Here is a 23,941-nt window from a genome sequence, read left to right as displayed (position 1 = left end):
AGTTGTACCGACCACCCAGAGGGTGTGTCATGACCAATTACACCGGTGTAATTCGTGAGAGTCAAGTCGCAGATCGTAAACCCTCAGGCGCCCCTCGAGGCTTCAACCCGCACGCGACACGCCGACGGTGTTCCGGAGACGTTATGTTCCCCGACCGTTCCACTGTCATCCCCCAGTGCGAGGGACACCCGAAACGCCGGGAACGGACTCGATGGCACGGGCATCAGACGACGGATGCCGCGCGCCGCGCTTCCCAGGCACTCGCCACCATGTCCGCCAGCGTGTGCCGCATCTCCCAGTCGAGGTCGCGCGCGGCGAGCTCGCCCGATGCGACGATCCGGGCGGGGTCGCCGGGTCGGCGCGGACCGATCTCGGGCGTGAAGTCGATCCCGGTGACGGCGGCGACGGCGCGCATGATCTCGCCGACCGAGACGCCGTCGCCGGAGCCGAGGTTGTAGACCGGCTCGAGCGGCTCCCCCGCGTCGAGCCGTCTGGCCGCGACGACGTGCGCGGCGGCGAGGTCGGCCACGTGGAGGTAGTCGCGTACGCACGTGCCGTCGGGCGTCGGGTAGTCGTCGCCGTTGATCCGCGGCATCCGGCCCTCGATGAGCGCGTCGAAGACCAGCGGGAAGAGGTTGTGCGGACTGACGTCGAACACCTCGGTCGTTCCCGACCCGACGACATTGAAGTACCGCAGGCTCGTGTGGCGGAGGCCGGCAGCCCGGCCCTGGTCGGCGATCAGCCATTCGCCGATGAGCTTGGATTCTCCGTACGGCGACTCGGGGTGCCGCTCGGTGTCCTCGGTGACGAGGTCGACGTCGGGCGTGCCGTACACGGCGGCGCTCGAGGAGAAGACGATGCGGTCGACCCCGGTGGCCTCCATGGCGGCGAGCAGGGTCGCGGTTCCCGTGACGTTCTGGTGGTAGGTGTGCAGGGGGCGGCTGACGGACACGCCCGCGTACTTGAACCCCGCGAGGTGCACGACGCCCTGCACGTCGTGGCGACGGAAGGCCGTCTCGAGCAATTGTCCGTCGAGAATGGTTCCCTGCACGAACGGGGTGGCCGGCGGGAGGAACGCGTGCCGGCCACTCGAGAGATCGTCGACGACGACCGTGTCGATGCCCTGTTCGGCGAATGCCCGAACCACGTGGGCCCCGATGTATCCGGCGCCTCCGGTGACCAGCCAGCTCATGTTCCCGCTCTCCGCGCGGGGCCGCTCCCCGCGCTCACTCGATCGTAGTGAGCGGGCGCGGGGGCACGATCACGGATGGCGTGGGGCGGGCCTCGCTCAGGCGGACCGGGTCGGCAGCTTCTCCGCGTGCCGGTTGCGGTCGCGGATCTCGGGCCGTCCGTAGCCGTCGCCCTCGAGGCGCAGCACGGTGGCGAGGACGCCCCACACGGCGAGCCCGGCGATGACGAGGAAGACGAGTGTGCTCATGGCAGTTAATGTACGCCTTGCGAGATCCTGCCGCTAGTGGCAGAGTATCGGCAGATCGAATCTTTCCTGCCATTCGGAGGCTCCTGTGCTCCAGACCATCGCCTGCATCGCCATTCCCCAGATGGCGCCATTCGAATTCGGGGTCATCTGCGAGGTGTTCGGCATCGACCGCACCGAGCACGGGGGCCCGACGTTCGACTTCCACGTGGTGGCAGCCGACCCTGGCCCGATCCCCACGAAGCTCGGCTTCGACATCGTCGTCACCGAGGGACTCGAATACGCCTATCAGGCCGACCTCGTGGCCGTGCCGGCCTCGCTCATCGGCACGCCGCCCGACGAGCGGGTGCTCGACGTGGTCCGGCACGCCGTCGACCGTGGCGCCTGGGTGCTCTCCGTCTGCTCGGGCGCCTTCACGCTCGGGCACGCCGGCGTCCTCGACGGGCGACGGGCGACCACGCACTGGATGTACACCGACAAGATGGCGCGCCAGTTCCCGAAGACCGAGGTCGACCCCGACGTCCTCTTCGTGCAGGACGGCAAGGTCGTCACCGGTGCCGGCACCGCCGCGGGCATCGACGCCGCGCTGCACGTCGTGCGCACCGAGCTCGGCGCGAGCGCCGCCAACATCGTGGCGCGCCGCATGGTGGTGCCACCGCAGCGTGACGGCGGCCAGTCGCAGTTCATCCAGACCCCCGTGCCCGACCGCGGCAGCGACTCGTTCGCCAAGGTCACCGAGTGGATGGTGGAGCACCTCGACCAGGACCTCACGGTCGACCTGCTCGCCCGCAAGGCGCTCATGTCGCCGCGAACGTTCGCGAGGCGCTTCCGCGCCGAGACCGGTACCACGCCGAACGCGTGGCTCAACCGCCAGCGCCTGCTGCGCGCGCAGCAGCTGCTCGAGGAGACGTCCTTCACGCTCGAGGAGATCGCCCGCGAGACGGGCTTCGGCGCCGCCGCGGTCATGCGCCACCACTTCCTCAAGGTGCTGCAGACCACGCCCACGCAGTATCGGCGGCTGTTCGGGGTGCGCGCGGCCGGCTGACCGTTCGCGGCATCCCTGCGTTCAGTCGGCGTCCGTGGGCCTCAGTCGGCGGATGCCGCCTCCCCGCCGGTCGTCGCGATCCACGCGATCCCGTCGCCATCGAGGAGGAGCTCGCGCTCCTCGGGCGTGACGTAGACCGCGGCACCCCGAGCGAGACTCGCTTCCCCGGCCGTGCCGCGCACGTGCAGGGCGCCCGCCTCGGCGAGCACGATGGCCGGTCCGTCGATCGCGACGCGCGCGGCATCCGACCCCGGCTCCGCCCGGTAGAGCACGAAGTCGGGCACATCGGGACGGAACGCGACCACGCCGGGCGCAACCGGCTCGGGCGCCAACCGCGGCGGGTCGACGGGCGTGAAGTCGAGCACCTCGACGAGCTCGGTGACGTCGATGTGCTTCGGCGTCAGCCCGCCGCGGAGGACGTTGTCGCTCGCCGCCATGAGCTCGATGCCGAGTCCGTCGAGGTAGGCGTGGATGTTGCCCGCGGCGAGGTAGAGCGCCTCGCCGCGGCGTAACCGCACCCGGTTGAGGAGCAGTGAGATCACGACGCCCGGATCGCCGGGATACGCCTCGGCGAGCGCGCGCACCGTCTCGAACGACAGCTCGTACGGCGAGCGTCGCGCGTCATCCGACCCGGCGAGCGCGGTCACCCGCTCGACCACCCACGCGGCCTCTCCCGTGTCCTCGCCTCTCCCGTCGCGGAGGAGCCACTCGACGGTGTCACGCAGCGGATCGGGGCCCGAGAGGTGCAGCTCGAGCAGGTCGAGGGCGCCGGGCTCGGGCGAGGCGGATGCGGCATCCGCAGCCCTGAGCGCCCCGAGGATGTCGCGGACCTCGCCGAGCGGACGGAACCCCGACAGGGCGTCGAAGGTATCGCTCAGCGCCACGATGAGCTCGGGCTTGTGGTGCCGGTCGCGGTAGTTGCGATCGTAGGCGTCGAGCGGAATACCGTCGGCATCCTCTCGCGCGAAGCCCGCCCGCGCCTGCTCGGTGGTCGGGTGCGCCTGGAGCGACAGTGGCGCCCCCGCCGCGAGCAGCTTCAGGAGGAAGGGCAGCCGCGCACCGCGGGCGGCCAGCTCTGCGCCCAGCGCGCGCTCGGGCTCGGCCGCGATCCACGCTGCCAGGTCGCCATGGTCGACGGATGCCCCGCCCACGACCCGTGCGGGCGAGCCGGCGTGTGCGCCGAGCCAGAGCTCGGCCTCGGGCACGCCCGAGGGCGTCATGCCACGGAACTCCGCGATCGCCGTCGTCGATCCCCACGCGTAGTCGCGCGGGGTGTTGTCGATCGCCACGAACATGCCCCATGGCCCCTTTCCGGTCGTCGGTTCCAACCTAGCAACGGGCTTCTGCGCCCACCGGGGCGCGCGGCATCCGTCAGCTTCCGGCAACCTCGCGCGCGATAGCCTTGGACGCATGACCCCAGGCCGGCGCCGCTCCCTGATCGGTGCGTACGCGACCTTCGCCATCTTCACGGCGCTCGCGGGACAGTTCTGGCGCAACCTGCTCGGCTGGTGGGGCTTCGGCACGATCGCGCTGCTCGCCATCGTCGGGGCGGTGGCGATCGTGATCGCGGTGCGGCCGACGTGGCAGTGGCGGCGGGTGCCGAAGTCGACCATCGCGTTCCTCATCGTCGCCGCGGCCTCGATCGCGTGGTCGGCCTACCCCGCCGAGTCGGCGGTCGCCGTGCTGATCACGCTCGCCACCACGTTCGTCGCCGTGACCCTCGTGTTGGTGCTCGGCTGGACCCGGTTCGTGCGCTGCCTCGGCGGTGCGATCAAGTGGATCCTCGCACTCTCGCTCGCCTTCGAGCTCGTGATCGCGACCTTCGTCCGCCACCCGGTGATCCCCTTCTTCCCCGACTTCGATCCCGACGGCGGCAAGCTGCCCATGGCCTTCTACTGGTCGCGGGGCCTCCTCTTCGAGGGCGGGCCCATCGAGGGCATCGTCGCCAGTCGCAACCTCCTCGCCATGGTGGCACTGCTCGGCCTCATCGTGTTCGGCACGCTGCTCGCCGCCGGAAGCGTGCGTCGCGCTCAGGGCGTGGGCTGGCTGGTGGTCGCCGGCGTCGTCATGCTCCTCACGCGCTCCGCGACCGTCATCCTCGTGGGTGCGGTCGTGCTCATCGCGCTCGGGTTCGTGCTCTGGGCACGCCGGGCCGGGCCCGACCGTCGTCGCGGTGTGTACTGGGCGGCCGGCGGCGCAGTCGTGGCATCCGTCACGCTCCTCACGGTGTTCTGGCAGCAGCTGCTCGCCGTCTTCGGGAAGAGCGAGGACGTCACCGGACGCTTCGACATCTGGGGCGCGGTGATCGGGCTCGCGCTCGAGCGTCCCTGGTTCGGCTGGGGGTGGGTGAGCTACTGGGCGCCATGGGTCGAACCGTTCGACGGACTCGCGGTGCGCAAGGGCGTGCAGTACCTGCAGGCGCACAACGCGTGGCTCGACGTGTGGCTCCAGCTCGGCATCCTCGGCATCGTCGCGTTCGCGTCGATCGTGATCGGGGCGCTCTGGCGTTCCTGGTTCCTCGCCGTCGATCGGCCTGTGGACCCCGCCGGGCAACCGCTCCCCCACTCGGCCGCCGCGCTCGCGCCGCTCCTCCTGCTGGTCGCGCTGGTCGGACAGAGCCTCGCCGAGAGCCGCATCCTCATCGAAGGCGGCTGGCTGCTGCTCATCGTGATCGCCTGGTCGACGAAGCAGCGGCAGTGGATGCACGAACCACTGCCAGCCGAACTGCCTCCGCTGCCCGCACGCCGCCGTCGGCCCGAGGAGGCCCGGTGATCGCGAGCCTGCTGCGCGACTTCGTCGGCTCCGCCCGATTCGCACAGGCGCTCACCCTCCTCGCGGTCGGACTCGCATTCTCCACGCACGCCATCCGAAGCCTCATCGGCTGGCCGGGTCTGCTCGCCGCCCTCGCCGGGCTGCTCGTGCTCTGCGGTCTCTCGCTCGTCGCCCGGTGGCGGGCCGTCGAGTGGTACGGGATCCTGCCCATCACGATCCTCGTCTTCGTCGGCTGGGCCGCGGCATCCGTGCTGTGGAGTGCGCCCGGCGCTGCGGCACCCGGGATCACCGCCACCCGCGTGCTCTACCTCGTCGCCTTCGCGTTCCTCGGGGTGTACGTCGCGCTCATGCGGGACACCATCCAGATCGTGCGGGCCTTCGGCGACGTCATGCGGATGCTCCTCGGAGTCTCCATCGCGCTCGAGGTGCTGTCGGGCGTGCTCCTCGACATGCCCATCGTGTTCCTCGGGATCCAGGGGAACCTCGCCTCGCTTGGCCCCATCCAGGGCCTGTTCGGATCGCGGAACCTCCTCGGCTTCGTCGCGCTCGTCGCCCTGCTCACCTTCATCGTGGAGTGGCGAACCCACATCATGAAACGGGCGGTGGCGGTCGGATCGGTCGTGCTCGCCTCGGCGTGCATCGTGCTGGCGGGCTCCCCCACGACCTGGTCGGCGCTCGGCGCCTCGCTCCTCGCCATGGCCGCCCTCTACGGGTTGCGCCGCGCCACCCCCGCCAATCGTTGGCGGTGGCAGCTGGTACTGCTCGCCGTCGGGGTCGTTGCACTCGCCATGGCCTGGATCTTCCGCATCCGCATCATCGAACTCCTCGACGCCAGGGACGAGTTCGACGTGCGTCTCGACGTGTGGCGCGAGCTCAGCCGGTACCTCAACCACAACCCCCTGCAGGGCTGGGGCTGGGTGGGGACCTGGCCGGATGCCGCGCCCTATACGTGGATCGAGATCGCCACCGGACGACCGCACGCGTCGGCGCTCAGCGGCTACGTCGATGCCTACTTCCAGGTGGGCGTCATCGGGGCGATGGCCTTCGTCGCGCTCATCGGGGTCGCGCTCGTACGCGCCTGGCTGCTGGCGTCGAGCCGACGCAGCGTCGTGTACGTGTGGCCCGCGCTGATGCTCGTGGCGGTCGCGGTCACGAGCTTCGCCGAGAGCTTCGCGCTCGTCGACGGCGGGTGGCTGCTGCTCGTGGTGTGCGCGGTGAAGGCGGCTCGAGACATGAGCTGGCGGGATGCGCTGGCGGCGGGGCGTCCGCCGGCTCCGACCGTGGAGCGGATCGACTGATCCGGCATCCGACGTGGATTGGAAGGGCACGTGGTTAGCGCCTAGGATGATCGGGTTCGTTACCGCAGACCTGAATATCGGAGACTGGATGAACTCGCGTGTCGACCATATCCACGCAACGGCCGACGTCGCAGAATCCGCGTCGATCCCATCGAGTTCGAAGGTCTGGCACTACGCCCAGGTACGTGAAGAGGCCGTGCTCGGCGAAGGGTGCGTGATCGGTCGAGGCGCGTACATCGGAACCGGCGTGCGACTCGGCGACAACTGCAAGGTTCAGAACTACGCCCTCGTGTACGAGCCCGCCGTGCTCGAGGATGGCGTCTTCGTCGGCCCGTCCGCCGTGTTCACCAATGACCAGTACCCACGCGCGGTGAATCCCGACGGATCGCTCAAGTCCGCATCGGATTGGTCGGCCGTCGGCGTTCGTGCGCTGACCGGCGCGTCGATCGGTGCGGCCAGCGTGTGCATCGCTCCCGTCACCATCGGGCGGTGGGCGCTCGTGGGCTCCGGCTCGGTCGTGGTCAAGGATGTCCCCGACTTCGCAGTCGTTGTCGGCAACCCAGCCCGCCGTGTGGCCTGGGTGGGGCGTGCCGGGCGCCCGCTTGAGCGGCAGGCGGACGGACGTTGGCGCTGCCCCGAGACCGGGGAGATGTACGAACAGACCGGTGTTGACACGCTCATCGAGGTGGAGAAGTAGATGATTCCCGCAGCAAGACCCATCATCGGGGACGAGGAGCGCGAGGCCGTCGACCGCGTCATGCGCAGCGGCATGCTGGCTCAGGGCCCCGAAGTGGCCGCCTTCGAGTCCGAGTTCTCGGCCCTGGTCGCAGGCCGCCACAGCATCGCGGTGAACTCCGGCACGTCAGCGCTGCACATGGCGTTCATCGCGGCCGGTGTCGGTGCCGGCGACGAGGTCATCGTGCCATCGTTCAGTTTCGCCGCGACCGCGAACGCGGTGGCCCTCGCCGGGGCCACTCCCGTGTTCGCCGACGTCGAGGAGGACCACTTCTGCCTCGATCCCGCGTCGGTCGAATCGCTGATCACGCCGAAGACCCGGGCGATCATGCCGGTGCACCTGTATGGTCACCCGGCGGACATGCCGGAATTCACGCGCATCGCGGAGCGGCACGGGCTGATCCTCTTCGAGGACGCCGCACAAGCGCACGCCGCGTCGATCGACGGCACTCCCGTCGGCGCGTGGAGCGCCGCCGCGTCGTTCTCGTTCTATCCGACCAAGAACATGACGAGCGGCGAAGGAGGCATGGTCACCACCGCGTCGGAGGAGATCGCACGCCACGTCCGCCTGCTCCGCAATCAGGGCATGGAGAAGCGCTACGCCAACGAGATCATCGGCTTCAACACGCGGATGACCGACCTGCACGCCGCGATCGGTCGAGTCCAGCTCACGAAGCTCGCCGGATGGACCCAGCAGCGACAGCGGAACGCCGCGTTCCTCAGCGAGAACCTGCGCGGCGTCGTGACGCCCCCGACCGCCGCCGGGCGCACGCACGTCTTCCACCAGTACACCGTGCGCGTGGTCGACACCGATCGCGACGCGTTCGCTGCGGAACTCGCGGCGCGTGGCGTCGGCAGCGGCGTGTACTATCCGACCCCCATCCACGAGCTACCGTCGTTCGGGCGGTCGCTCGATCTGCCCGTCACGACCCGTGTGGCCGCCCAGTGCCTCTCGCTCCCCGTGCATCCGGCCCTCAGCGACGGAGACCTCGAGACGATCGTCTCGGTTGTCAACGCCGTGGCCGAGGCGGGTTCCTGATGCTCCGCGCCGGAGTACTCGGGCTCGGCGTGATGGGCCGGCACCACAGCAGGGTGCTCGCCTCGCTCGAAGGGGTCGAGTTCGCAGGCGTGTACGACCCTGCACCCGCCGTACCCTCCACGATCGAGGGTCGGGACGTCATCAAGGAGCTCGAGGCCTTCCTCGATCTCGGTCTCGACTACTGCGTCGTGGCCGCCCCGACCGTCTATCACCTCGATCTCGGCCGTACTCTGGCGGAACGCGGAGTCCATGCGCTGATCGAGAAGCCGGTCGCCTCCGACTCGGATTCCGCGAGAGAACTCGAGCGGGTCTTCAGCGCGGCCGGCCTCATCGGTGGCGTCGGCCACATCGAGCGGTTCAATCCCGCGCTGCAGTCGATGCGGCAGCGGCTCGAAGACGGGCTGCTGGGCGAGATCTACCAGATCGCGACCCGCAGGCAAGGCCCGTTCCCCGGCCGGATCGCCGACGTCGGGGTCGTCAAGGATCTCGCGACCCACGACATCGACCTCACGGCATGGGTGAGCCAGCAGGACTACGTCACGGTGAATGCGCGCACCGCGCACCGCAGCGGGCGCCTGCACGAGGACCTCGTGATCGCCGTCGCGACCCTCAGCAGCGGCACGATCGCCACCCACACCGTCAATTGGCTGAGTCCGTTCAAGGAGCGCACCACCGTCGTGACCGGTGAGAACGGCGCCCTCGTCGCCGACACGCTCACGGCGGACCTGACGTACTTCCAGAACGGGGTCGCCCAGAACTCGTGGGACGGAGTATCGTCCTTTCGCGGCGTGTCCGAGGGCGACGTGGTCCGGTTCGCGCTGAACAAGCGGGAGCCGCTGAGGACGGAACACGAGGCGTTCCGCGACGCCGTCCTCTCCGGCGAAACCTCCGGCATCGTCACCCTCGCCGAGGGCACGAAGGTCGTCGAGATCGCCGAGCAGTTCGTCGCTGACGGACTCAACCACAAGCTCCAGCCCTAAACGCAGAAGCAGGCAAATCGAGATGAAGATCACCGTCGTCGGAATGGGCAAGATCGGGCTCCCGCTGGCCGTCCAGTTCGCCAGCAAGGGCCACACCGTGTATGGGGCCGACGTGAACCAGCGCACGGTCGAGCTCATCAATGCCGGAACGGAGCCCTTCCCGGGCGAGGTTGAACTGGACACCCGACTCGCCGACGTCGTCGGCAGAGGCCTCCTCGAGGCCACACTCGACACCACCGCGGCCGTCGCGCAGAGCGACGCGGTCGTGGTCGTGGTGCCGCTGTTCGTCGATCGGGAGGGCGTGCCCGACTTCGCGTGGATGGACAATGCGACCGAGCGCATCGGGCGTGGCCTGCGCACGGGCACGCTCGTGTCGTACGAGACGACACTGCCCGTGGGCACGACGCGGGATCGGTTCACGCCCGCGCTCGAGTCGTTCTCGGGCCTGGAGGCCGACCGTGACTTCCACGTCGTGTTCAGCCCCGAACGCGTGCTCACCGGCCGCGTGTTCGAAGACCTCCGCAAGTATCCGAAACTCGTCGGAGGCATCACCGAAACCAGCACCGCTGCCGGCATCGACTTCTACGAATCCGTGCTCGATTTCGACGCACGCCCAGACCTTCCCCGCCCGAACGGCGTCTGGAACCTCGGCACCTCCGAGGCGAGCGAACTCGCCAAACTCGCCGAGACGACGTACCGTGACGTCAACATCGGTCTCGCCAACCAGTTCGCGCGATTCGCGGACACCAGGGGCATCGACGTGTATGCCGTGATCGAGGCGTGCAACAGCCAGTTCTTCAGTCACATCCATTCGCCCGGAATCGCCGTGGGCGGGCACTGCATTCCCATCTACCCGCAGATGTACCTGTGGAACGACCCAGAGGCCACCATCGTCCGGGCCGCCCGGGCGGCGAATCGCGCAATGCCGCAGTACGCCGTCTCACTTCTGGAGGAGAAGCACGGCAGCCTCCACGGCCAGCGTGTGGCGGTGCTCGGAGCGGCGTACCGCGGCGGGGTGAAGGAGACGGCCTTCTCGGGGGTGTACGACGTCGTCGCCGCGCTCACGGCCGCGGGCGCGACGCCACTCGTGAACGACCCGATGTACACGAAGTCGGAGATCGAGGCCCTCGGCTTCGCCGACTACGAGTTCGGGCAGACGATCGATGCGGTGATCATCCAGGCCAATCACGACGAGTACCGTCGTGTCCTCCCCGAGCACATCCCGGGCGCGCGCACGATCATCGACGGACGGGGCATTGCGAGCGCGGACTTGCGGGACGCGATCCCCACGTACGTGCTCGGCGCGATCGCCGAGACCTCCTCCGGGGTCCGTCTCTGATTCCGGCCTGACGTCGAGGCCGGGGTCACCCGGTCGACGTCAGCCCGGCGACGACCGCCGCGTCCGAGCCCGACTCGTCGAGCACCGACGCGAGATCCCGCTCGAGGTACGGACTCAGGGTTCGCGCGTACGTCTCGGTGAGATGGTAGGGGTCGGTGTAGAGCGCGACGCCGCCGACCACGGCTTCACAGACCATGGACGTGCAGATTCGATCCGACATGTCCAAACGGACGGCGCCGGGGGTCGTCGCCGCCGCGGCGGCCTGGAGGTCCTTGCGTTCGAACGCCTCGTCGCGCGGGACCGCGCACGAGTCGAAGGAACCCTTCGCCGTGGCGACGCAGACCGTCGTCTCCTGGCGCATGTGGGGGGTGTCGGTGATCGCCACGATGGTGCTGCCGCGGTCGATGAGGGGCTCCCACACCTGGGCGAACCCCTCCATCGCCTCCTCCTCGGAGAGGATCCCGGCATCCACCTCGAGTCCGAGGTTATCGGCGAAGAAGCTCGTGAGCACGAGATCGTACGGCTCCTCGTCGGCCAGCACGCTCTCGAGCTCGTCCGACCAATCCGCACAGGAATCGTACGCGACTCCGCGCTCGGCAGCGGTGAACGCACAGTTCGTCTTGAGATACAGGTCGAGCGACCAATCGTGCCGCTCAGCGATCCCAAGCAGCGCGGGCTGCCACTGGGCGGCATGTGAATCGCCGATCAGGGCCACCCTCACCGTCGAGTCGGGCTGGCCGAAGGCGCAACTGCGGACCCCAGAGTCCTCGGCGAAGCACGGCGGATCCGTGAAGTAGATGCCGGGGCTGTCCTGCGGGGCGAGCGCGGGGTCGGGACTGATGACGTCGAACTCGGCATCGGAGCAATCCAGCGCGGGATCCAGGGATGCCGCCCCGAAGCACGGCACCGACGCGAGCGCCACGCGCTCACGATCGTCTTGGGCGACACGTTCCTGCAGCGCCACGCCCGCGAAGAGCGACGGGACGACGACGAGCGCCATCCCCCCCATGGCCGCGAGCAACGTCCAGCGCGGCTTCCGGGCGGAGAGCAACCTGCCGCTCCGAACCGGGTCCTCCACCCACCGCTTCGTGAACCACGCGAGCACGATCGTGAGCAGGAGCAGCGGCGCCTTCACGACGATCGACAGCTGCGCCTGCCCGATGACGTACGGGGCGATGACGACGAGTGGCCAGTGCCAGAGGTACATCGAGTACGAGACGTCACCGATCCACTGCACGGGTCGCAGTCCGACGAGACGCGTCGGGGCCCACCATCGGTCGGGCGCGCCTGCCCAGATCACGGCCGCGGTCCCGAGGACAGGAACGAGCGCGGCGGATCCCGGGAAGGGTGTGGCCGACGAGTACGTCACCGAGGCGAAGACGATCGCCGCCCAGCCGATCCATGCCGCGACGATACGGATGGTGACGAGGCCGCCGCCGGCAAGGGCCGGGAGGCACGCGAGCAGGCCGCCGAGGCCGAACTCCCACGCTCGGGTCGGGGTTACGAAGTACGCACTCGCAGGGCTCGTCGACGTGGCGATCACGGAGTAGGCGAGACTGGTCGCGGTCACCAGTCCGAGCATGAGCACGATCGCAGGCCGACGGCCGATGCGTTCGGTCCGCGCAGCGATCCAGACGCCTGCAAGGATCAGCAGCGGCCAGACGAGGTAGAACTGCTCCTCGACCGAGAGCGACCAGTAGTGCTGGGCGGCAGTCGCCACGTTGTTCGCTGCGAGGTAATCGACGGAGTCGGCGGCGAGCACCCAGTTCTCGACGTACAACGCCGACGCGACCGCCTCCCGGAAGAACTGCATCCAGAAGACCTGAGGCACCCAGATGAGCACACCGATCGCCGAGACGAGGAGTACGAGGAGCGACGCCGGAAGGAGCCGCCGCGCGCGCCGGGCCCAGAATTTCGGCAGCGCGATCCGCCCGCTCCGATCGACCTCGCGGAGGAGATGGTCGGTGATGAGGAAACCCGAGATGACGAAGAAGACGTCGACGCCGACGAAACCGCCCGTGAGCACCTCGGGCCAGAGGTGGAAGAGGACGACGACCATGACGGCTGCGGCCCGCAGCGCCTGGATCTCCGGTCGGATGAAGCGCGCGCGTGAGTCGGGCATCGGCGCGCTCCAGGACCGGCCCGCGTCGATCACCGGGCTCGAACCGGTGTCAGAGGTCACAGGCGCCCGGCCTCCGCGTCGTCGATGGTCTGCGTGAGGAGCTCCGCCCGGTGTCGGTACGTGTGCTCGGCGAGTGTACGTCGCTGGCCGGCCGCGGCGATCGCGTCCAGACGCACCGGGTCGGCGAGCAGACCCGCAGCGAGCTGCGCCGCGACATCCGGACTGCGATAGCTCAGCACTTCCGTGCCGACGTCGAACAACTCGCCCAGATTGCTCTTCTCCTCCGTGATCAGCGCCGCTCCGCTACCGGTCGTCTCGAACATCCTCATGTTGACGGCGTACGGGCCGGCGACCGACCCGTGCCGGTTGATCACCATCTTGCTGCGAGCGAGCAGGTGGAACATGTCGCGCCCCCATGCCTCACCGCGGTAGTGGGCGTCCAGTCCGGCGTCAGCGAGCACGCCGGGCGCTGCCGGACCGTAGATCTGCAGTCCGGGGACCGCCGCGGCGACCTCGCGCAAGAGCGGCGCGGTGGCCGGCTGCAGGCGCGAGAAGCTGCCCACGAAGATGGCATCGATCTCACGTTCGGAGGCAGGGGTGGGCGCCTCCCAGCGGTCATCGAATGCGAGCGGGATGTACCTGCTGGGGATCCCCCACGCGCGAGCGGTCTCGACGATGGACGGCAGGGCGGAGACGATCAGGTCGTACGAGGTGAGGAATCGCTTCGGTGGGAGGGGCGACGCGATCTCCCCCACGAGCAACCGCGTGTGCGCGCGGACGGCCCGGGCGAGCCCTGGTGGAACGAGGTTGAGGTCCTGGACCATCACCACGTCGGGCTTGGCGTCGACGATCTGATCCAGCAGTACCGAGTGGAGATGCGGGAACTTGTGGAGCAGGTTCCGTGCCACAGGAAGCCGGGACAGGTGCGGACCGTACCGCCATGCGAGCGGAATCGGTGAGGAGGCGCGGTGAGATCTTGCCCAGAGATCCTGCAGGGCGAGCGAGTTCGCGACGGCGATGCGGGCGTCCCACCCCAGGTCCCGCAGGTTCCGCACGTACGCTCCGCCCGTGCCGAACCCGAACCCGAGGGCTTCCTCGAGGCGGCGTTCGTAGTCCGTCGACACCAGCACCTTGTCGAGCCCGAGAGACTCGAGTACCGCGTAGTAGAAGGTGTCGACGAGGAAGATGGAGCGGCTCATCGCCGCGACCTCACCATGTCGGCCACTCAGTCGCCCACCTGCATCGGATGGCGGGGGGCCAGATCCTTCGAAGATGGCAGAGCGGCGCCGGGGGAACGCAACGCGTGGGGAGACGAAGGCGCGATGGTCATCCCTCGATCGTAATCGCACGAGTCGACCGGCTCGCGCATCGCCCTGACCAGCGGCCGCGGACGGGTCACTCCGTCGGAGGGGTCACGTGGGTGAGCACCCAGGTCTCCGAGGTGGACGGGATTCCGAGATACCGCTTCAGGTCGTAGTCGAGTCCCGGTAGCACGGTGGTGAGCTCGAGGCCGTTGGCACGGCACTCCGCGAGGAGCTCATCGCGGGCGAGCACCAGTTCCCGGGTGGGCTGCCCGTAGGCGTACTTGGCGAAGAGCGTCGTGGGTGCGGCATCCGTCAGCGTGAGCCCGTGCAGGATCACGGCGGATGCCGCGACCCGGGAGTACTCGGCGATGGACCGCTTCCAGCGGTCCATGTGGATCAGTGCGACGCCGTCGAACACGACATCGAAACTGGCGTCACCGAACTCGAGCGAATAGGCGGACCCGACGCGGATGTCGCGGTCTGGGTAGGCCTGCCGCGCGACCTCCACCATCGACTCCGAGATGTCGACACCCGTGTAGGCGAGGCCGGGACGGCGCATCGCGATCATCTCGGAGTTGTGCCCTCCACCGCAGCCGACTTCGAGGAGCGCGGTGGCCCGTGCGGCGGGCGGCGTCTCGAGCGCGTCGAACATCGCCTGGACGTCCGCTCGCGGATGGCCGGCTGCGGCGGCGGCGATGATCGGCTGCCACGCGGTCTGCTGGCGCTCGGCGGTCGATCGATCCCAGATGCGGAAGGAGTCGGGGCCACCGAAGCGATCCAGATCGGTGGTGTATCCGGCCGATGCGAGGACTCGGCTCGAGAGGCGCGGCGTGACTTGGGAGGCGATGTACACGAGGACCGACGTCAGCGACATACTGATCCCTTCATCGGTGAGGCGGGAGCGGGGCGGGCGCTCGGCCGAGGTCGTATACGTCCACAGCGGCGGGCCAGTGGAGGCTGCCCACGCCGTATGCGTCGACCAGTGCCGCCACCATGGACTCGACACGATCCCGCCCGACGCCGACTCCCCAACCGTATCGACATCCCGCCGGGTCGACGACCCATTCCGGCGGGACGTCGTCCACCATGAGCCGTAGGTAGTTCCGTGCCACGGTCTCGGGGCTCCATCTCGTCGCGACGAATGCGCTGGCAGCTGCTCCGACGGTACGGGTCGATTCGGGGTCGGCGAGTGCGCCCTCGATGTCGGACTGCAGGGTGTCGGGTGTCGAGAGGATCGTGGGCGGTAGGTCCTCGCTCGTCCAACGGGAGTGCCACTCCGGCCACGCGTAACCCGAGATCACGGTCGCCGTGCCGAGGCTCGCCGCCTCCGTGCCGACCACCGCCATCGGGATGTCGGACCAGAGCTGGTCGACGACGAGCGTGGCCGAGGCCAACGCCTCGAGGACCTCGGCGTGCGGACGATTGCTGACCTCGACGTAGCGGACATTCGGATTCGCGGCCATGATCCGTTCCATGCACGACCGGATGAACACCGTCCCCTTGACCGCCGGGTTGCTCGGTACGTGAACCACCACGAGCTCGCTGTCGACGGACTCTCGCGGGATGCCGTCGCGTTCGCGCTGCGTGGTGGGAAGGCCGAGTCGGTAGAAGTCCACGAAGGGGCGGCGGAAGAACTGCGCCGTGGTCGTCAGTCCGACGGCACGGGTCGACCAGCGCTCGAGACGTCGTACCTTCCTCGCGGTTGCCGCCGTCGCATCACGCAGCGCCCTCAGGTCCGTCTGCGACAACGGCAGTTCGGCAGGCGGAGTGGACATGTACGGAGGGCGAGCTTCCGATCCATGTCCCAGCACCGAGATCACCTGCTTCCGGAACAGGCGGAGCACGGGGATGTCGACGTTCCCGGGGAGGATGCTGATCCCCCAGCCGAACACGAAGACATCGAACCTCGGCAGGGACCAGAGCAGGAGCAGGATGGAGGCGGCGACGTACGCGGCGGCCGCGAGCACGCGGACCACTCCCGACGAACGGCGGTGCAGGAGCACGGCACGCGAAGCCCATGCCGCCGGCCGGGGGTTGGCGCGGGCTTGGGTGTATCCGAACGGGTGCGGGTGCGTGGTGACCAGCCTGGCCCCGACGCCGATCGCGAGGAGACCGGCCTCGAGGCCGCCGTAGTAGCCTGAGATCTCCTGGGTTCCGAGGAATACTCTCGGCGTACGGCTCCGCGTGGTCATGACTCCATCCTGTGGCATCCGAGGGTCGGTGTCCGCAGCGCTCGACATCGACCACCCCTCTGGGCAAGTAAGTTAGTAGACGATCGCGTCCGCGCCGCGGCCGGATCGTCGCCATTCGAACTGAGGAGCACAGCGACTTGAACGACCGCCCCACGAAGGCCGCGCTGGTCGTCTGCTACTCCAACCTCGCGACCGACCCTCGGGTGGTACGACAGATCGACTGGCTGGTCGGAGCTGGATGGCAGGTCGACACGCTCGGGCTCGGGCCGACGCCGCGCCCCGACGTCCGGCACCACTTCCCGATGACGGAGCTGCCTCGTCTCCTCACCTCCTCGCTGATTCGCGGAGTCGTGCACGCCCTGCTCCCGAAGCCGACCCGTTTCGACGTGCTCCTCGGAAGCCGGATTCCCGCCCAGCTGCGACCTCGTCGTGGTGTCCGCGGGTCGGGACCGTACGACCTCGTGCTTGTGAACGACATCGACCTGCTCCCCTGGGCACTCGCCCACGGACCGGCGCTTGTCAGCGACGACCCCGGCGCCCGTATCCATCTCGACGTGCACGAGTACCACCGCTGGGCGCCGTCCCCCGAGACCCCGTTCGCGACGCGCGCACTCATGGGCGGCTACCATCGGTGGACCACGGCGATGATCGGGTCGCCCGCCATCACTTCCCGATCCACCGTCGCCGACGGTATCGCGGACCTCTACGCCGCGGATTTCGGCATCGACCGGCCGTCGATCGTGCGGAACAGTCCCGGTTATGTCGAGCTCGCGCCCCGGGCGGTCGACCCCGAACGGATCGAGTTGGTCTACCACGGGAATGCGGAGATGGCGCGCGGGCTGGACCTGCTCATCGATGCGGTGCGCTTGCTCGACGAGCGGTACCACCTCAACCTCATGCTCACCGGTTCGGCCGACGGTCGCGCGCGGCTGCGAGAGCTCACGCGTGACCTGGGCGATCGCGTCGAGTTTCACGACCCCGTCCCGATGGCGGACGTTCCTGCGAAACTCAACGCGTTCGACCTCGAGGTCATCTTCTACCCACCGACGAGCCCGAACTTCCTCCACTCGTTCCCGAACAAGTTCTTCGAAGCCGTGCAGGGACGCATCGGCGTGGTCATCGGCGGCAGTCCGAGCATGGAGGCGATCGTGCGCCGGTACGGCAATGGGATCATCGTCGACGGCTGGACGGCCGCCGACCTCGCACGGACGTTGAACGAGACGACCGTCGACCGAATCGACGCCGCCAAACGTGCCGCCGATGCCTGTGCGCACGACCTGAACTCCGACGTCGAGGGTGCGGTCTTCCTGCGCGAGGTCACCGGGGAGGTACGGCGATGAAGGTGTTGAGCGTGGTCGGTGCTCGTCCGCAGTTCATCAAGCTCGCGCCCGTCGACCGGGCGCTGCGGGAAGCCGGACACGACCACATCATCGTCCACACCGGACAGCACTACGCGCCCGAACTCAGCGACGCCCTGTTCGCCGACCTCCGGATCCCCGCGCCCGACGTGAACCTGGCCATCGGCTCGGCCACTCACGCGCAGCAGACGGCAGCCATGATGGTCGGCTTGGAACGAGTGTTCGAGGAGGCGGCACCCGACTGGGTACTCGTGTACGGGGACACGAACTCCACCGTTGCCGCGGCGCTCACCGCGGTGAAGATGTTCCTGCCGATCGCGCACCTGGAAGCCGGCCTACGGTCGGGCAATCGTAGGATGCCGGAGGAGCACAACCGGATCGTGACCGACCACGTCGCCGACCTCCTTCTCGCCCCCACCGGCACGGCGATGCGCCACCTCGCGGAGGAGGGGCTGTCGGGCCGCTCGGTCGACGTCGGCGATGTCATGACCGACGTCTGCTTCACGGTCCGCGATCGCGTGCTCGCGTCGGCCCCCACGATGCCCGTCGAGTGGTCGGCAGAGCGCGGAAGCGTGCTCGCCACGATCCATCGGGCCGAGAACACCGACGACCCCCGCCGTCTCGGCCTGATCCTCGACCGACTGGATGCGCTCGGATCCCAGGTGACGCTCGTGGCGCACCCACGGCTGATCGCGCGGGCCGAGGAATTCGATCTCCCGCTCGAACGGGCGAACCTCACGCCGATCGCCTCGCTCGCGTATTCCCAGATGGTCTACGCCATCCTCCGCGCGCGATGCGTCGTCACCGACTCGGGTGGTCTGCAGAAGGAGGCGTTCCTCCTCCGGACCCCATGCATCACCGTGCGCACCGAGACCGAATGGCCCGAGACACTCGTCGACCGTTGGAACGTCATCGACCCCGAACTGCACACGGATCTCGACGAGCACGTTCGGCAGGCACGGTTCGACGGCGATTCGGCTCCGTTCGGCCGAGGGGACGCGGCCGTCCGAACGGTCGCCGCGATGGCGACGCACGAGTCCGATCCCGTCTGAATGCGCCCGCTCCGCAGCGGATCAGGACGCGGGACGGCGAAGCACCTCGTCGAGCGCCGTGACGACGTACTCGGCGGAAGCGGATGCGGATGCGTAGCGCATCGCCCACTCGAATCCCCGCCGCGCCTGCTCCGCAAGCGACTCCGGGTGCTCGAGCAGCGTCCGGGTGTGCTCGTAGACCTCATCGGGTCCGGTGACGACCCACGCGTCATTCGCCCCTGGTCCGAGGATGAGCGGCTCGATACGCTCGTCCGCGCTGCACAGCATGACGCAGCTGGATGCGAGCGCCTCGATGCCGAACACGCCGGGAAGGTACGCATAGAACTGGTTCAGCACGAGGTGAGCACGTGAGAGCACCTGCCGCACCTCGTCGTTCGAGACATCCGTGAACTCGTGGTACTCGAAGTCGTAGCCCTCGCTGCGAAGGCGTTCGATCGCCTCCCTGACGAACTGCGTGCCCTTGAGGACTGGTGCCGAGGGAGCGTGCACGAGGACCAGCCGCTCCGGACGGACGTACTTCTCGAGGTCCAGGCGGAAACGGTCGTCGGGATAGAAGTAGCGGAAGGCGCGCACGTCGGACGTGAGGTATCCCCGCTGGTCGACCGGTGCCGTGAAGATGACATCGGCGAAACGGTCGGCGATCGCTCCGATGCGGCGTTTCAGCGCGTCGTACTCATCACTCTCGAACAACGGATCGAGGGTTCCCACCACCGTGCTCAGGTTCGGACGTCCGTAGACCTGCTCGAGCTCGTGCATCAGTCTCGGCGCTCGGATGTCGTCCCCGGTGAAGTAGCACGCGATCTTCACGCCGTGTCTCCTGAGGAACGCGAACTCGAACTCACGGTCGTCGACCGAGGACACCAGGAACCCGACCGCCCCGACGTACACGACGCCGCCCGCCCTCCTGGACAGGGCGCCGAGGATCCAGGGTCCCGCGATGAGACGCCGCAGGGAGGCGATGCGCGGACCGCCGGCCGACGACAGGAGCCGATCGTACGTGCGCGGGTAGAACCGATGGGGCGAGAGGGACACCGAGTACGACCCGGGCACGGCGTCCGCGATGTTCCCGACCATCGAGGCGAGCTCGTCGGGACCGACGACCCAGGTGATGTCGCGGCGGGTCGTCCGATGCACCGCGTGGCTCACCACGAGGAGCACGCGCTGCACCGCGAAGGCGATGCGCTCGACCCACCCCGCGCGCATCATCGGGCGTCGACGTCGAACACCCGCACCCAGCGTGCGAGATTCAGGAGCCGCCACTGGCCGCCCGCACCGAGGCCGAGCGCCGTCTCCGACATCGTGTGCCAGTCGCGTGAGGCCGTGGCATCGAGGAATCCGATGTTCGCGGAGACGAGCTCGTCGCCGCGGAGTTCCTGCAACCACTCGGCCTCGGGTGTCACGAAGCCGATCTTGTCTCGCCGGTCCAGGACGGCGTCGGGGACCACCCCGCGCATGGCGCTGCGCAGGAGGTTCTTGGTGACGCCGTCGTCCGTCACGAAGAACCGTTCCGGCAGGCGGAACGTGAACTCGGTGAGCGCACGGTCCAGGAACGGGACTCTGCTCTCGACGGAGAACCGCATCGAATTCCGGTCGCCGTGGCGCAGCAGTGACCCGAGGCCGCGCAGGAGGAGGTCGTTCCGGAGTTGGCTCTTCACCCGGATGCCACGGACGGCTCGCTCATCGATCCGCGGGAAATCGACGCGCACCCCCCGCTTCGTGAGCGCGTCCTGATCGAGGATCGGCGATCCGGGCCGGCTCATCCGTCCGGCCATCGATCGGATGCCGCCCGGCACGGTGCGGGCCGCCGCGGCGGCGAGCAGTGCGGGCGCCGAGGCACCATCGACCGACGCTGACCACGAACGAGCGAATGCGGATGCCGCGGGAAGGCGACCCCGATCGAGCAGGCTGTGAAGTCGTTGCACCGGATAGCCGTCGTACCCGGCGAGGAGTTCGTCGGCGCCCTGCCCGTCGAGCGTCACCACCACGCCGTGTTCCCTGGCCAGTCGGAACACCCGGTACTGGGCATAGATGCTCGTGGAACGGAACGGTTCGCCCTGTGTGCGGATGAGGTCGTCGAGGTCGTCGCCGAGGTCCGTCGCGGCGGGCTGGACGTGGTGCGGCTGCGCGCCGATCGCGCCGTTGACGAGATCGATCCACTCGTGTTCCGATTGCGCGAAGCCAGGTGAGACGAAACTGAACGTCCGGATCGGATAGTCGGGCTCGAGCTGCCTGATCGAGCAGGCGATCGCCGAGGAGTCGACACCGCCCGACAGTGCGACACCCACCGGGACGTCGCTGCGCAGGTTCCGGCTGACGCTGTCGAGGAAGAGCTGACGCACGCCGTCCACGGCCTCGGTGAACGTGATCGACTCATCGGTCGCGATCTCGGGCCACCAGTAGCGCGTCTGCGGACCGATCCGCCCCGATCGGAGGTCGAGTTCGACGAGGTGAGCCGGAAGGAGCTGGCGGATGCCCTCGACGAACGTGTCCACGCCGCCGTCGTAGACACCCCAGCGGACGTAGTCGTACGCGGTCTGCCAATCGAGCCGGGGCGACGTCGGCATGACGGTCATGAGGGCAGGGACCTCGCTGCCGTAGTAGAGGTGCCGGCCATCCTCGACCGTGAAGTACAGCGGCTTGATACCGAAGGCATCGCGCACGAGGGTGAGCGTCTCCGCCTGCTTGTCGAGGATCGCGAACGCGAACATGCCCTCGAACCGCCCGAGGGATGCCCGGCCCCACTCCCGCCACGCCGCGAGGAGCACCTCGGTGTCGGTGCCCGAACGGAACACGTGGCCGAGATCGATGAGCTCCCGCCGCAGTTCGAGGTAGTTGGTGACCTCGCCGTTGTAGGCGAGGACGAACCGATCGTCATCCGAGACCATGGGCATGTGGCCCGCAGAGGACAGGTCGAGGACGGCGAGACGAGTCGACCCGAGTCGAACCACCCCACGATCGCCGTGGTCGGACATCACCGCCCCACGATCGTCAGGACCTCGATGCCTGATCTGATCGAGGCTCGCGTGGAGCCGCGGCTCGAATGCTGCGGACGGGCTCCGTTCCCAGCCGCCGGCGATTCCGCACATGCCCGTCGTCCCCTCGGTGTTGGTTGCCGTTCGGTCGCGCTTCAGCTCGAGCGCGCCCCGGATGCCGCGATGGCTTCGACGAGGCGCTCGACGATGAGCTCGAGGTCGGCGGTCCGCAGCTGCGGGTACAGCGGGAGCGTCAGCGCCTGTCGGTGTGCACGAGTCGCGTGCGGCAGGGCCTCGTCGTCGATCGAGAACCGACCGCGGAAATAGGGCTGGAGGTGCATGGAATACGTGCCCAGCGTCGTCTCGATGTCGCGCCGCTTCATCTCGACGATCACGCGATCGCGGTCGATGTCGTCATCGAGCAGCACGACGTACGATTGGAAGCTGTGCGTGTAGCCATCGGGAACGATGGGAGCACGCACGCTCGCCACGTCCGCGAGCAGACTTCCGAGTTCCGCGGCCAGTCGCTGCCGCGCCTCGAAGATCGTGTGGAGCTTGCCCATCTGCGCGATTCCGATCGCGGCATGCACGTCGCTCAGCCGGTAGTTGTAGCCGGCGTCGATGAAGTCCATGTACAACTCGCCCCGGACGGCACCGTGCGTGCGCAGCACGCGGAGCCGATCGGCGAGAGCGCCGTCGTTGGTGGTGATCATCCCGCCCTCCCCCGTCGTGATGATCTTCCGAGGATGGAACGAGAACACCCCGGCGGTGGCCAGGGAGCCTGCCTGTCGTCCGTGGTAGGTGGCGGTCAGCGCGCACGCAGCATCCTCGAGGACCGGCAGGCCGAGCCGGTCCGCGATGGCATTGATCGGTTCCATGTCCGCCGTCAGCCCGAATGCGTGCACCGGCATGATCGCCTTCGTGCGTTCGGTGACCGCCGCCTCGACCAGCGCGGGATCCATGTTGAACGTCTCGATGTCGATGTCGACGAAGACCGGGACCGCGCCGAGCTGTACGACCGCGTTGGCCGTCGCCGGGAAGCTGAAGTCGGGGATGACGACCTCGTCGCCGGCGCGAACGCCGAGGGCGTCGAGGGTGAGGTGGAGCCCCGTCGTCGCGGAACTCACCGCGAAGGCGTGCGACGTGCCGACCTGGGAGGCGACCAGGGACTCGAATTCGGCGGCCCGCGGGCCCTGGGTCAGGAATCCGGACTCGAGGACGCGCTCCACCGCCTCCGCCTCGTCTCTGTCTAGCAGCGGGACATTGAGCCTCACGCGAGGACCTTCAGGTACCACTCGACGGTCTCCGCGAGCTCGTCGTCGGTCAGCACCTTGGGCTGCGAGCCGAGCAATCCGGTCAGCCTGGTGACGTCGGCGAGGTGGCGACGGACGTCGCCCGGCCTCGGGTCGGTGTGCACGACCGGGTGATCGGGCTTGCCGAGCACCGAGAGGAGCCGCGAGACGAGCTCGTTCATCGAGGTCTCGCGGCCGGTGGCCACATTCAGCACCTGGCCACGGCAATCTGGGGAGGCGTGGATGCGCACGGCCATGTCGGCCGTGTCGCGGACCCACGTCAGATCGCGGGTCTGCTCTCCGTCGCCATGGATCTCCACCGGTTCGCCGGCGAGGACCCGCTTGATGACGATCGGCACGATGCCGGCGTACGAACCGGGATTCTGGCGCGGTCCGATGTTGTTGAACGGTCGCACGACCGTGGCGTCGATGCCGAACGTCTTCACGTACGAGGAGATGATGTGGTCCTCCGCCGACTTGCTGGCGGCGTACGGCGTGATCGCGTCGTGCGGATGTCCCTCGTCCATGGGCACGTAGCGCGCCGAGCCGTACGCCTCCGAGCTCGAGAAGTGCACGAGTCGCTCGATCAGGCCGCGACGCGCGATCTCGCAGAAGGTGGTCGCGATGCCGATGTTCGTCTGCACCGTCCACGCCGGGTACGTGAGGGAGGTCGGCAGGGGCACGACTGCGAGGTCGAAGACGGTGTCGATCTCGTGGGTGGTGACCACGTCCTGCATGGCGGCGAGATCGGATGCGTCGAGCCGGATCACCTCGAGATCCGACCGGGCCCCGCGCGCGTCGTCGAGGTTGTGGTTCTCACCGAGGAAGAAGTTGTCGACGACGACGACCTTCTCCGGGTCGTCAAGTATGAGCCGATCTACGAGGTGGCTGCCGATGAACCCGGCTCCACCGGTGACGAGGACCGACTTGGACTTGACTGACATTCGGATTCCCCTGCGTAGAGTTATGTGGGCGCGCCGGACGCGCGCCGTGCAATCGTATCAAT

At 68.5% G+C, this 23,941-nt stretch carries 20 protein-coding genes; 9 read left to right on the top strand and 11 right to left on the bottom strand.

Going from position 1 to position 23,941, the window contains the following annotated elements; genetic code table 11:
- Positions 1 to 223: 223 nt before the first annotated feature.
- Both galE and AB0K73_RS11440 read right to left on the bottom strand, forming a co-directional pair.
- On the bottom strand, positions 224 to 1,192 hold the full coding sequence (gene galE / locus AB0K73_RS11445; RefSeq protein WP_360512456.1) for a UDP-glucose 4-epimerase GalE: 969 nt from the start codon (positions 1,190 to 1,192) through the stop codon (positions 224 to 226).
- Positions 1,193 to 1,288: 96 nt separating this feature from the next.
- Entirely contained in the window at positions 1,289 to 1,438 is a 150-nt protein-coding gene (locus tag AB0K73_RS11440; RefSeq protein WP_360512458.1) for a hypothetical protein, read from the bottom strand.
- An 85-nt stretch (positions 1,439 to 1,523) separates the two neighbouring features.
- Here AB0K73_RS11440 and AB0K73_RS11435 point away from each other — a divergent pair, with 85 nt between their 5' ends.
- Positions 1,524 to 2,480 (top strand): helix-turn-helix domain-containing protein, encoded by a 957-nt coding sequence (locus AB0K73_RS11435; protein WP_360512460.1) that lies wholly within the window; start codon positions 1,524 to 1,526, stop codon positions 2,478 to 2,480.
- A 41-nt stretch (positions 2,481 to 2,521) separates the two neighbouring features.
- Here the strand turns inward: AB0K73_RS11435 and manA are convergent, their stop codons facing one another.
- Positions 2,522 to 3,775 (bottom strand): mannose-6-phosphate isomerase, class I, encoded by a 1,254-nt coding sequence (manA, locus tag AB0K73_RS11430; RefSeq protein WP_360512462.1) that lies wholly within the window; start codon positions 3,773 to 3,775, stop codon positions 2,522 to 2,524.
- A 115-nt stretch (positions 3,776 to 3,890) separates the two neighbouring features.
- Between manA and AB0K73_RS11425 the strand changes: the two genes are divergently transcribed.
- From AB0K73_RS11425 to AB0K73_RS11400, 6 genes are all read left to right on the top strand, one after another.
- Entirely contained in the window at positions 3,891 to 5,252 is a 1,362-nt protein-coding gene (locus AB0K73_RS11425) for an O-antigen ligase family protein (protein ID WP_360512464.1), read from the top strand.
- Positions 5,249 to 6,550 (top strand): O-antigen ligase family protein, encoded by a 1,302-nt coding sequence (locus AB0K73_RS11420; protein WP_360512466.1) that lies wholly within the window; start codon positions 5,249 to 5,251, stop codon positions 6,548 to 6,550. Before AB0K73_RS11425 ends, AB0K73_RS11420 begins: the two co-directional genes overlap by 4 nt.
- Positions 6,551 to 6,638: 88 nt before the next feature.
- On the top strand, positions 6,639 to 7,247 hold the full coding sequence (locus AB0K73_RS11415; protein WP_360513012.1) for an acyltransferase: 609 nt from the start codon (positions 6,639 to 6,641) through the stop codon (positions 7,245 to 7,247).
- Entirely contained in the window at positions 7,248 to 8,324 is a 1,077-nt protein-coding gene (locus AB0K73_RS11410) for a DegT/DnrJ/EryC1/StrS family aminotransferase (protein WP_360512468.1), read from the top strand.
- Positions 8,324 to 9,304, top strand: coding sequence for a Gfo/Idh/MocA family oxidoreductase (locus AB0K73_RS11405; protein WP_360512470.1), 981 nt, complete (start codon positions 8,324 to 8,326; stop codon positions 9,302 to 9,304). The genes AB0K73_RS11410 and AB0K73_RS11405 overlap by 1 nt, the downstream gene beginning before the upstream one ends.
- Positions 9,305 to 9,326: 22 nt before the next feature.
- Positions 9,327 to 10,643 carry a nucleotide sugar dehydrogenase gene (locus AB0K73_RS11400; RefSeq protein WP_360512472.1) on the top strand — a complete coding sequence of 439 codons (1,317 nt, stop codon included), beginning with the start codon at positions 9,327 to 9,329 and terminating at the stop codon, positions 10,641 to 10,643.
- A 25-nt stretch (positions 10,644 to 10,668) separates the two neighbouring features.
- Here the strand turns inward: AB0K73_RS11400 and AB0K73_RS11395 are convergent, their stop codons facing one another.
- From AB0K73_RS11395 to AB0K73_RS11380, 4 genes are all read right to left on the bottom strand, one after another.
- Complete coding sequence (locus AB0K73_RS11395) at positions 10,669 to 12,765, bottom strand: acyltransferase family protein (protein WP_360512474.1); 2,097 nt, start codon at positions 12,763 to 12,765, stop codon at positions 10,669 to 10,671.
- Between the two features lie 56 nt (positions 12,766 to 12,821).
- A complete protein-coding gene (locus AB0K73_RS11390) occupies positions 12,822 to 13,964 on the bottom strand; it encodes a glycosyltransferase (RefSeq protein WP_360512476.1) in 1,143 nt (380 codons plus the stop codon).
- Between the two features lie 196 nt (positions 13,965 to 14,160).
- On the bottom strand, positions 14,161 to 14,943 hold the full coding sequence (locus AB0K73_RS11385; protein ID WP_360512478.1) for a class I SAM-dependent methyltransferase: 783 nt from the start codon (positions 14,941 to 14,943) through the stop codon (positions 14,161 to 14,163).
- A gap of 10 nt (positions 14,944 to 14,953) precedes the next feature.
- Positions 14,954 to 16,261 (bottom strand): hypothetical protein, encoded by a 1,308-nt coding sequence (locus AB0K73_RS11380; RefSeq protein WP_360512480.1) that lies wholly within the window; start codon positions 16,259 to 16,261, stop codon positions 14,954 to 14,956.
- 137 nt (positions 16,262 to 16,398) lie between these two features.
- Between AB0K73_RS11380 and AB0K73_RS11375 the strand changes: the two genes are divergently transcribed.
- On the top strand, positions 16,399 to 17,601 hold the full coding sequence (locus AB0K73_RS11375) for a glycosyltransferase (protein ID WP_360512482.1): 1,203 nt from the start codon (positions 16,399 to 16,401) through the stop codon (positions 17,599 to 17,601).
- Complete coding sequence (gene wecB, locus AB0K73_RS11370; protein ID WP_360512484.1) at positions 17,598 to 18,671, top strand: UDP-N-acetylglucosamine 2-epimerase (non-hydrolyzing); 1,074 nt, start codon at positions 17,598 to 17,600, stop codon at positions 18,669 to 18,671. Before AB0K73_RS11375 ends, wecB begins: the two co-directional genes overlap by 4 nt.
- 21 nt (positions 18,672 to 18,692) lie before the next feature.
- Here the strand turns inward: wecB and AB0K73_RS11365 are convergent, their stop codons facing one another.
- Genes AB0K73_RS11365 through AB0K73_RS11350 form a run of 4 tightly spaced genes read right to left on the bottom strand, consistent with a single transcriptional unit; the run spans position 18,693 to position 23,879 of the window.
- Positions 18,693 to 19,877: a hypothetical protein gene (locus tag AB0K73_RS11365; RefSeq protein ID WP_360512486.1), complete on the bottom strand. Its 1,185-nt coding sequence runs from the start codon at positions 19,875 to 19,877 to the stop codon at positions 18,693 to 18,695.
- Entirely contained in the window at positions 19,874 to 21,757 is a 1,884-nt protein-coding gene (gene asnB / locus AB0K73_RS11360; RefSeq protein WP_360512488.1) for an asparagine synthase (glutamine-hydrolyzing), read from the bottom strand. The genes AB0K73_RS11365 and asnB overlap by 4 nt, the downstream gene beginning before the upstream one ends.
- Before the next feature lie 41 nt (positions 21,758 to 21,798).
- On the bottom strand, positions 21,799 to 22,917 hold the full coding sequence (locus AB0K73_RS11355; protein ID WP_364775257.1) for a DegT/DnrJ/EryC1/StrS family aminotransferase: 1,119 nt from the start codon (positions 22,915 to 22,917) through the stop codon (positions 21,799 to 21,801).
- Entirely contained in the window at positions 22,914 to 23,879 is a 966-nt protein-coding gene (locus AB0K73_RS11350; RefSeq protein ID WP_360512492.1) for an NAD-dependent epimerase/dehydratase family protein, read from the bottom strand. The genes AB0K73_RS11355 and AB0K73_RS11350 overlap by 4 nt, the downstream gene beginning before the upstream one ends.
- Positions 23,880 to 23,941: the final 62 nt, after the last annotated feature.

Source organism: Agromyces sp. NPDC052230 (genome assembly GCF_040679595.1).
Lineage (GTDB): Bacteria > Actinomycetota > Actinomycetes > Actinomycetales > Microbacteriaceae > Agromyces.
The sequence above is the reverse complement of the archived record's forward strand: the minus strand, read 5'-3'. Positions and strand labels throughout refer to the sequence as shown.

Bases quoted from the DNA above. Each gene is read 5' to 3' on its own strand.
- galE (WP_360512456.1), bottom strand. From the start codon at position 1,192: ATGAGCTGGCTGGTCACCGGAGGCGCCGGATACATCGGGGCCCACGTG.
- AB0K73_RS11440 (WP_360512458.1), bottom strand. From the start codon at position 1,438: ATGAGCACACTCGTCTTCCTCGTCATCGCCGGGCTCGCCGTGTGGGGC.
- manA (WP_360512462.1), bottom strand. From the start codon at position 3,775: ATGTTCGTGGCGATCGACAACACCCCGCGCGACTACGCGTGGGGATCG.
- AB0K73_RS11425 (WP_360512464.1), top strand. From the start codon at position 3,891: ATGACCCCAGGCCGGCGCCGCTCCCTGATCGGTGCGTACGCGACCTTC.
- AB0K73_RS11415 (WP_360513012.1), top strand. From the start codon at position 6,639: ATGAACTCGCGTGTCGACCATATCCACGCAACGGCCGACGTCGCAGAA.
- AB0K73_RS11410 (WP_360512468.1), top strand. From the start codon at position 7,248: ATGATTCCCGCAGCAAGACCCATCATCGGGGACGAGGAGCGCGAGGCC.
- AB0K73_RS11405 (WP_360512470.1), top strand. From the start codon at position 8,324: ATGCTCCGCGCCGGAGTACTCGGGCTCGGCGTGATGGGCCGGCACCAC.
- AB0K73_RS11400 (WP_360512472.1), top strand. From the start codon at position 9,327: ATGAAGATCACCGTCGTCGGAATGGGCAAGATCGGGCTCCCGCTGGCC.
- AB0K73_RS11395 (WP_360512474.1), bottom strand. From the start codon at position 12,765: ATGCCCGACTCACGCGCGCGCTTCATCCGACCGGAGATCCAGGCGCTG.
- AB0K73_RS11390 (WP_360512476.1), bottom strand. From the start codon at position 13,964: ATGAGCCGCTCCATCTTCCTCGTCGACACCTTCTACTACGCGGTACTC.
- AB0K73_RS11385 (WP_360512478.1), bottom strand. From the start codon at position 14,943: ATGTCGCTGACGTCGGTCCTCGTGTACATCGCCTCCCAAGTCACGCCG.
- AB0K73_RS11380 (WP_360512480.1), bottom strand. From the start codon at position 16,261: ATGACCACGCGGAGCCGTACGCCGAGAGTATTCCTCGGAACCCAGGAG.
- wecB (WP_360512484.1), top strand. From the start codon at position 17,598: ATGAAGGTGTTGAGCGTGGTCGGTGCTCGTCCGCAGTTCATCAAGCTC.
- AB0K73_RS11365 (WP_360512486.1), bottom strand. From the start codon at position 19,877: ATGATGCGCGCGGGGTGGGTCGAGCGCATCGCCTTCGCGGTGCAGCGC.
- asnB (WP_360512488.1), bottom strand. From the start codon at position 21,757: ATGTGCGGAATCGCCGGCGGCTGGGAACGGAGCCCGTCCGCAGCATTC.
- AB0K73_RS11350 (WP_360512492.1), bottom strand. From the start codon at position 23,879: ATGTCAGTCAAGTCCAAGTCGGTCCTCGTCACCGGTGGAGCCGGGTTC.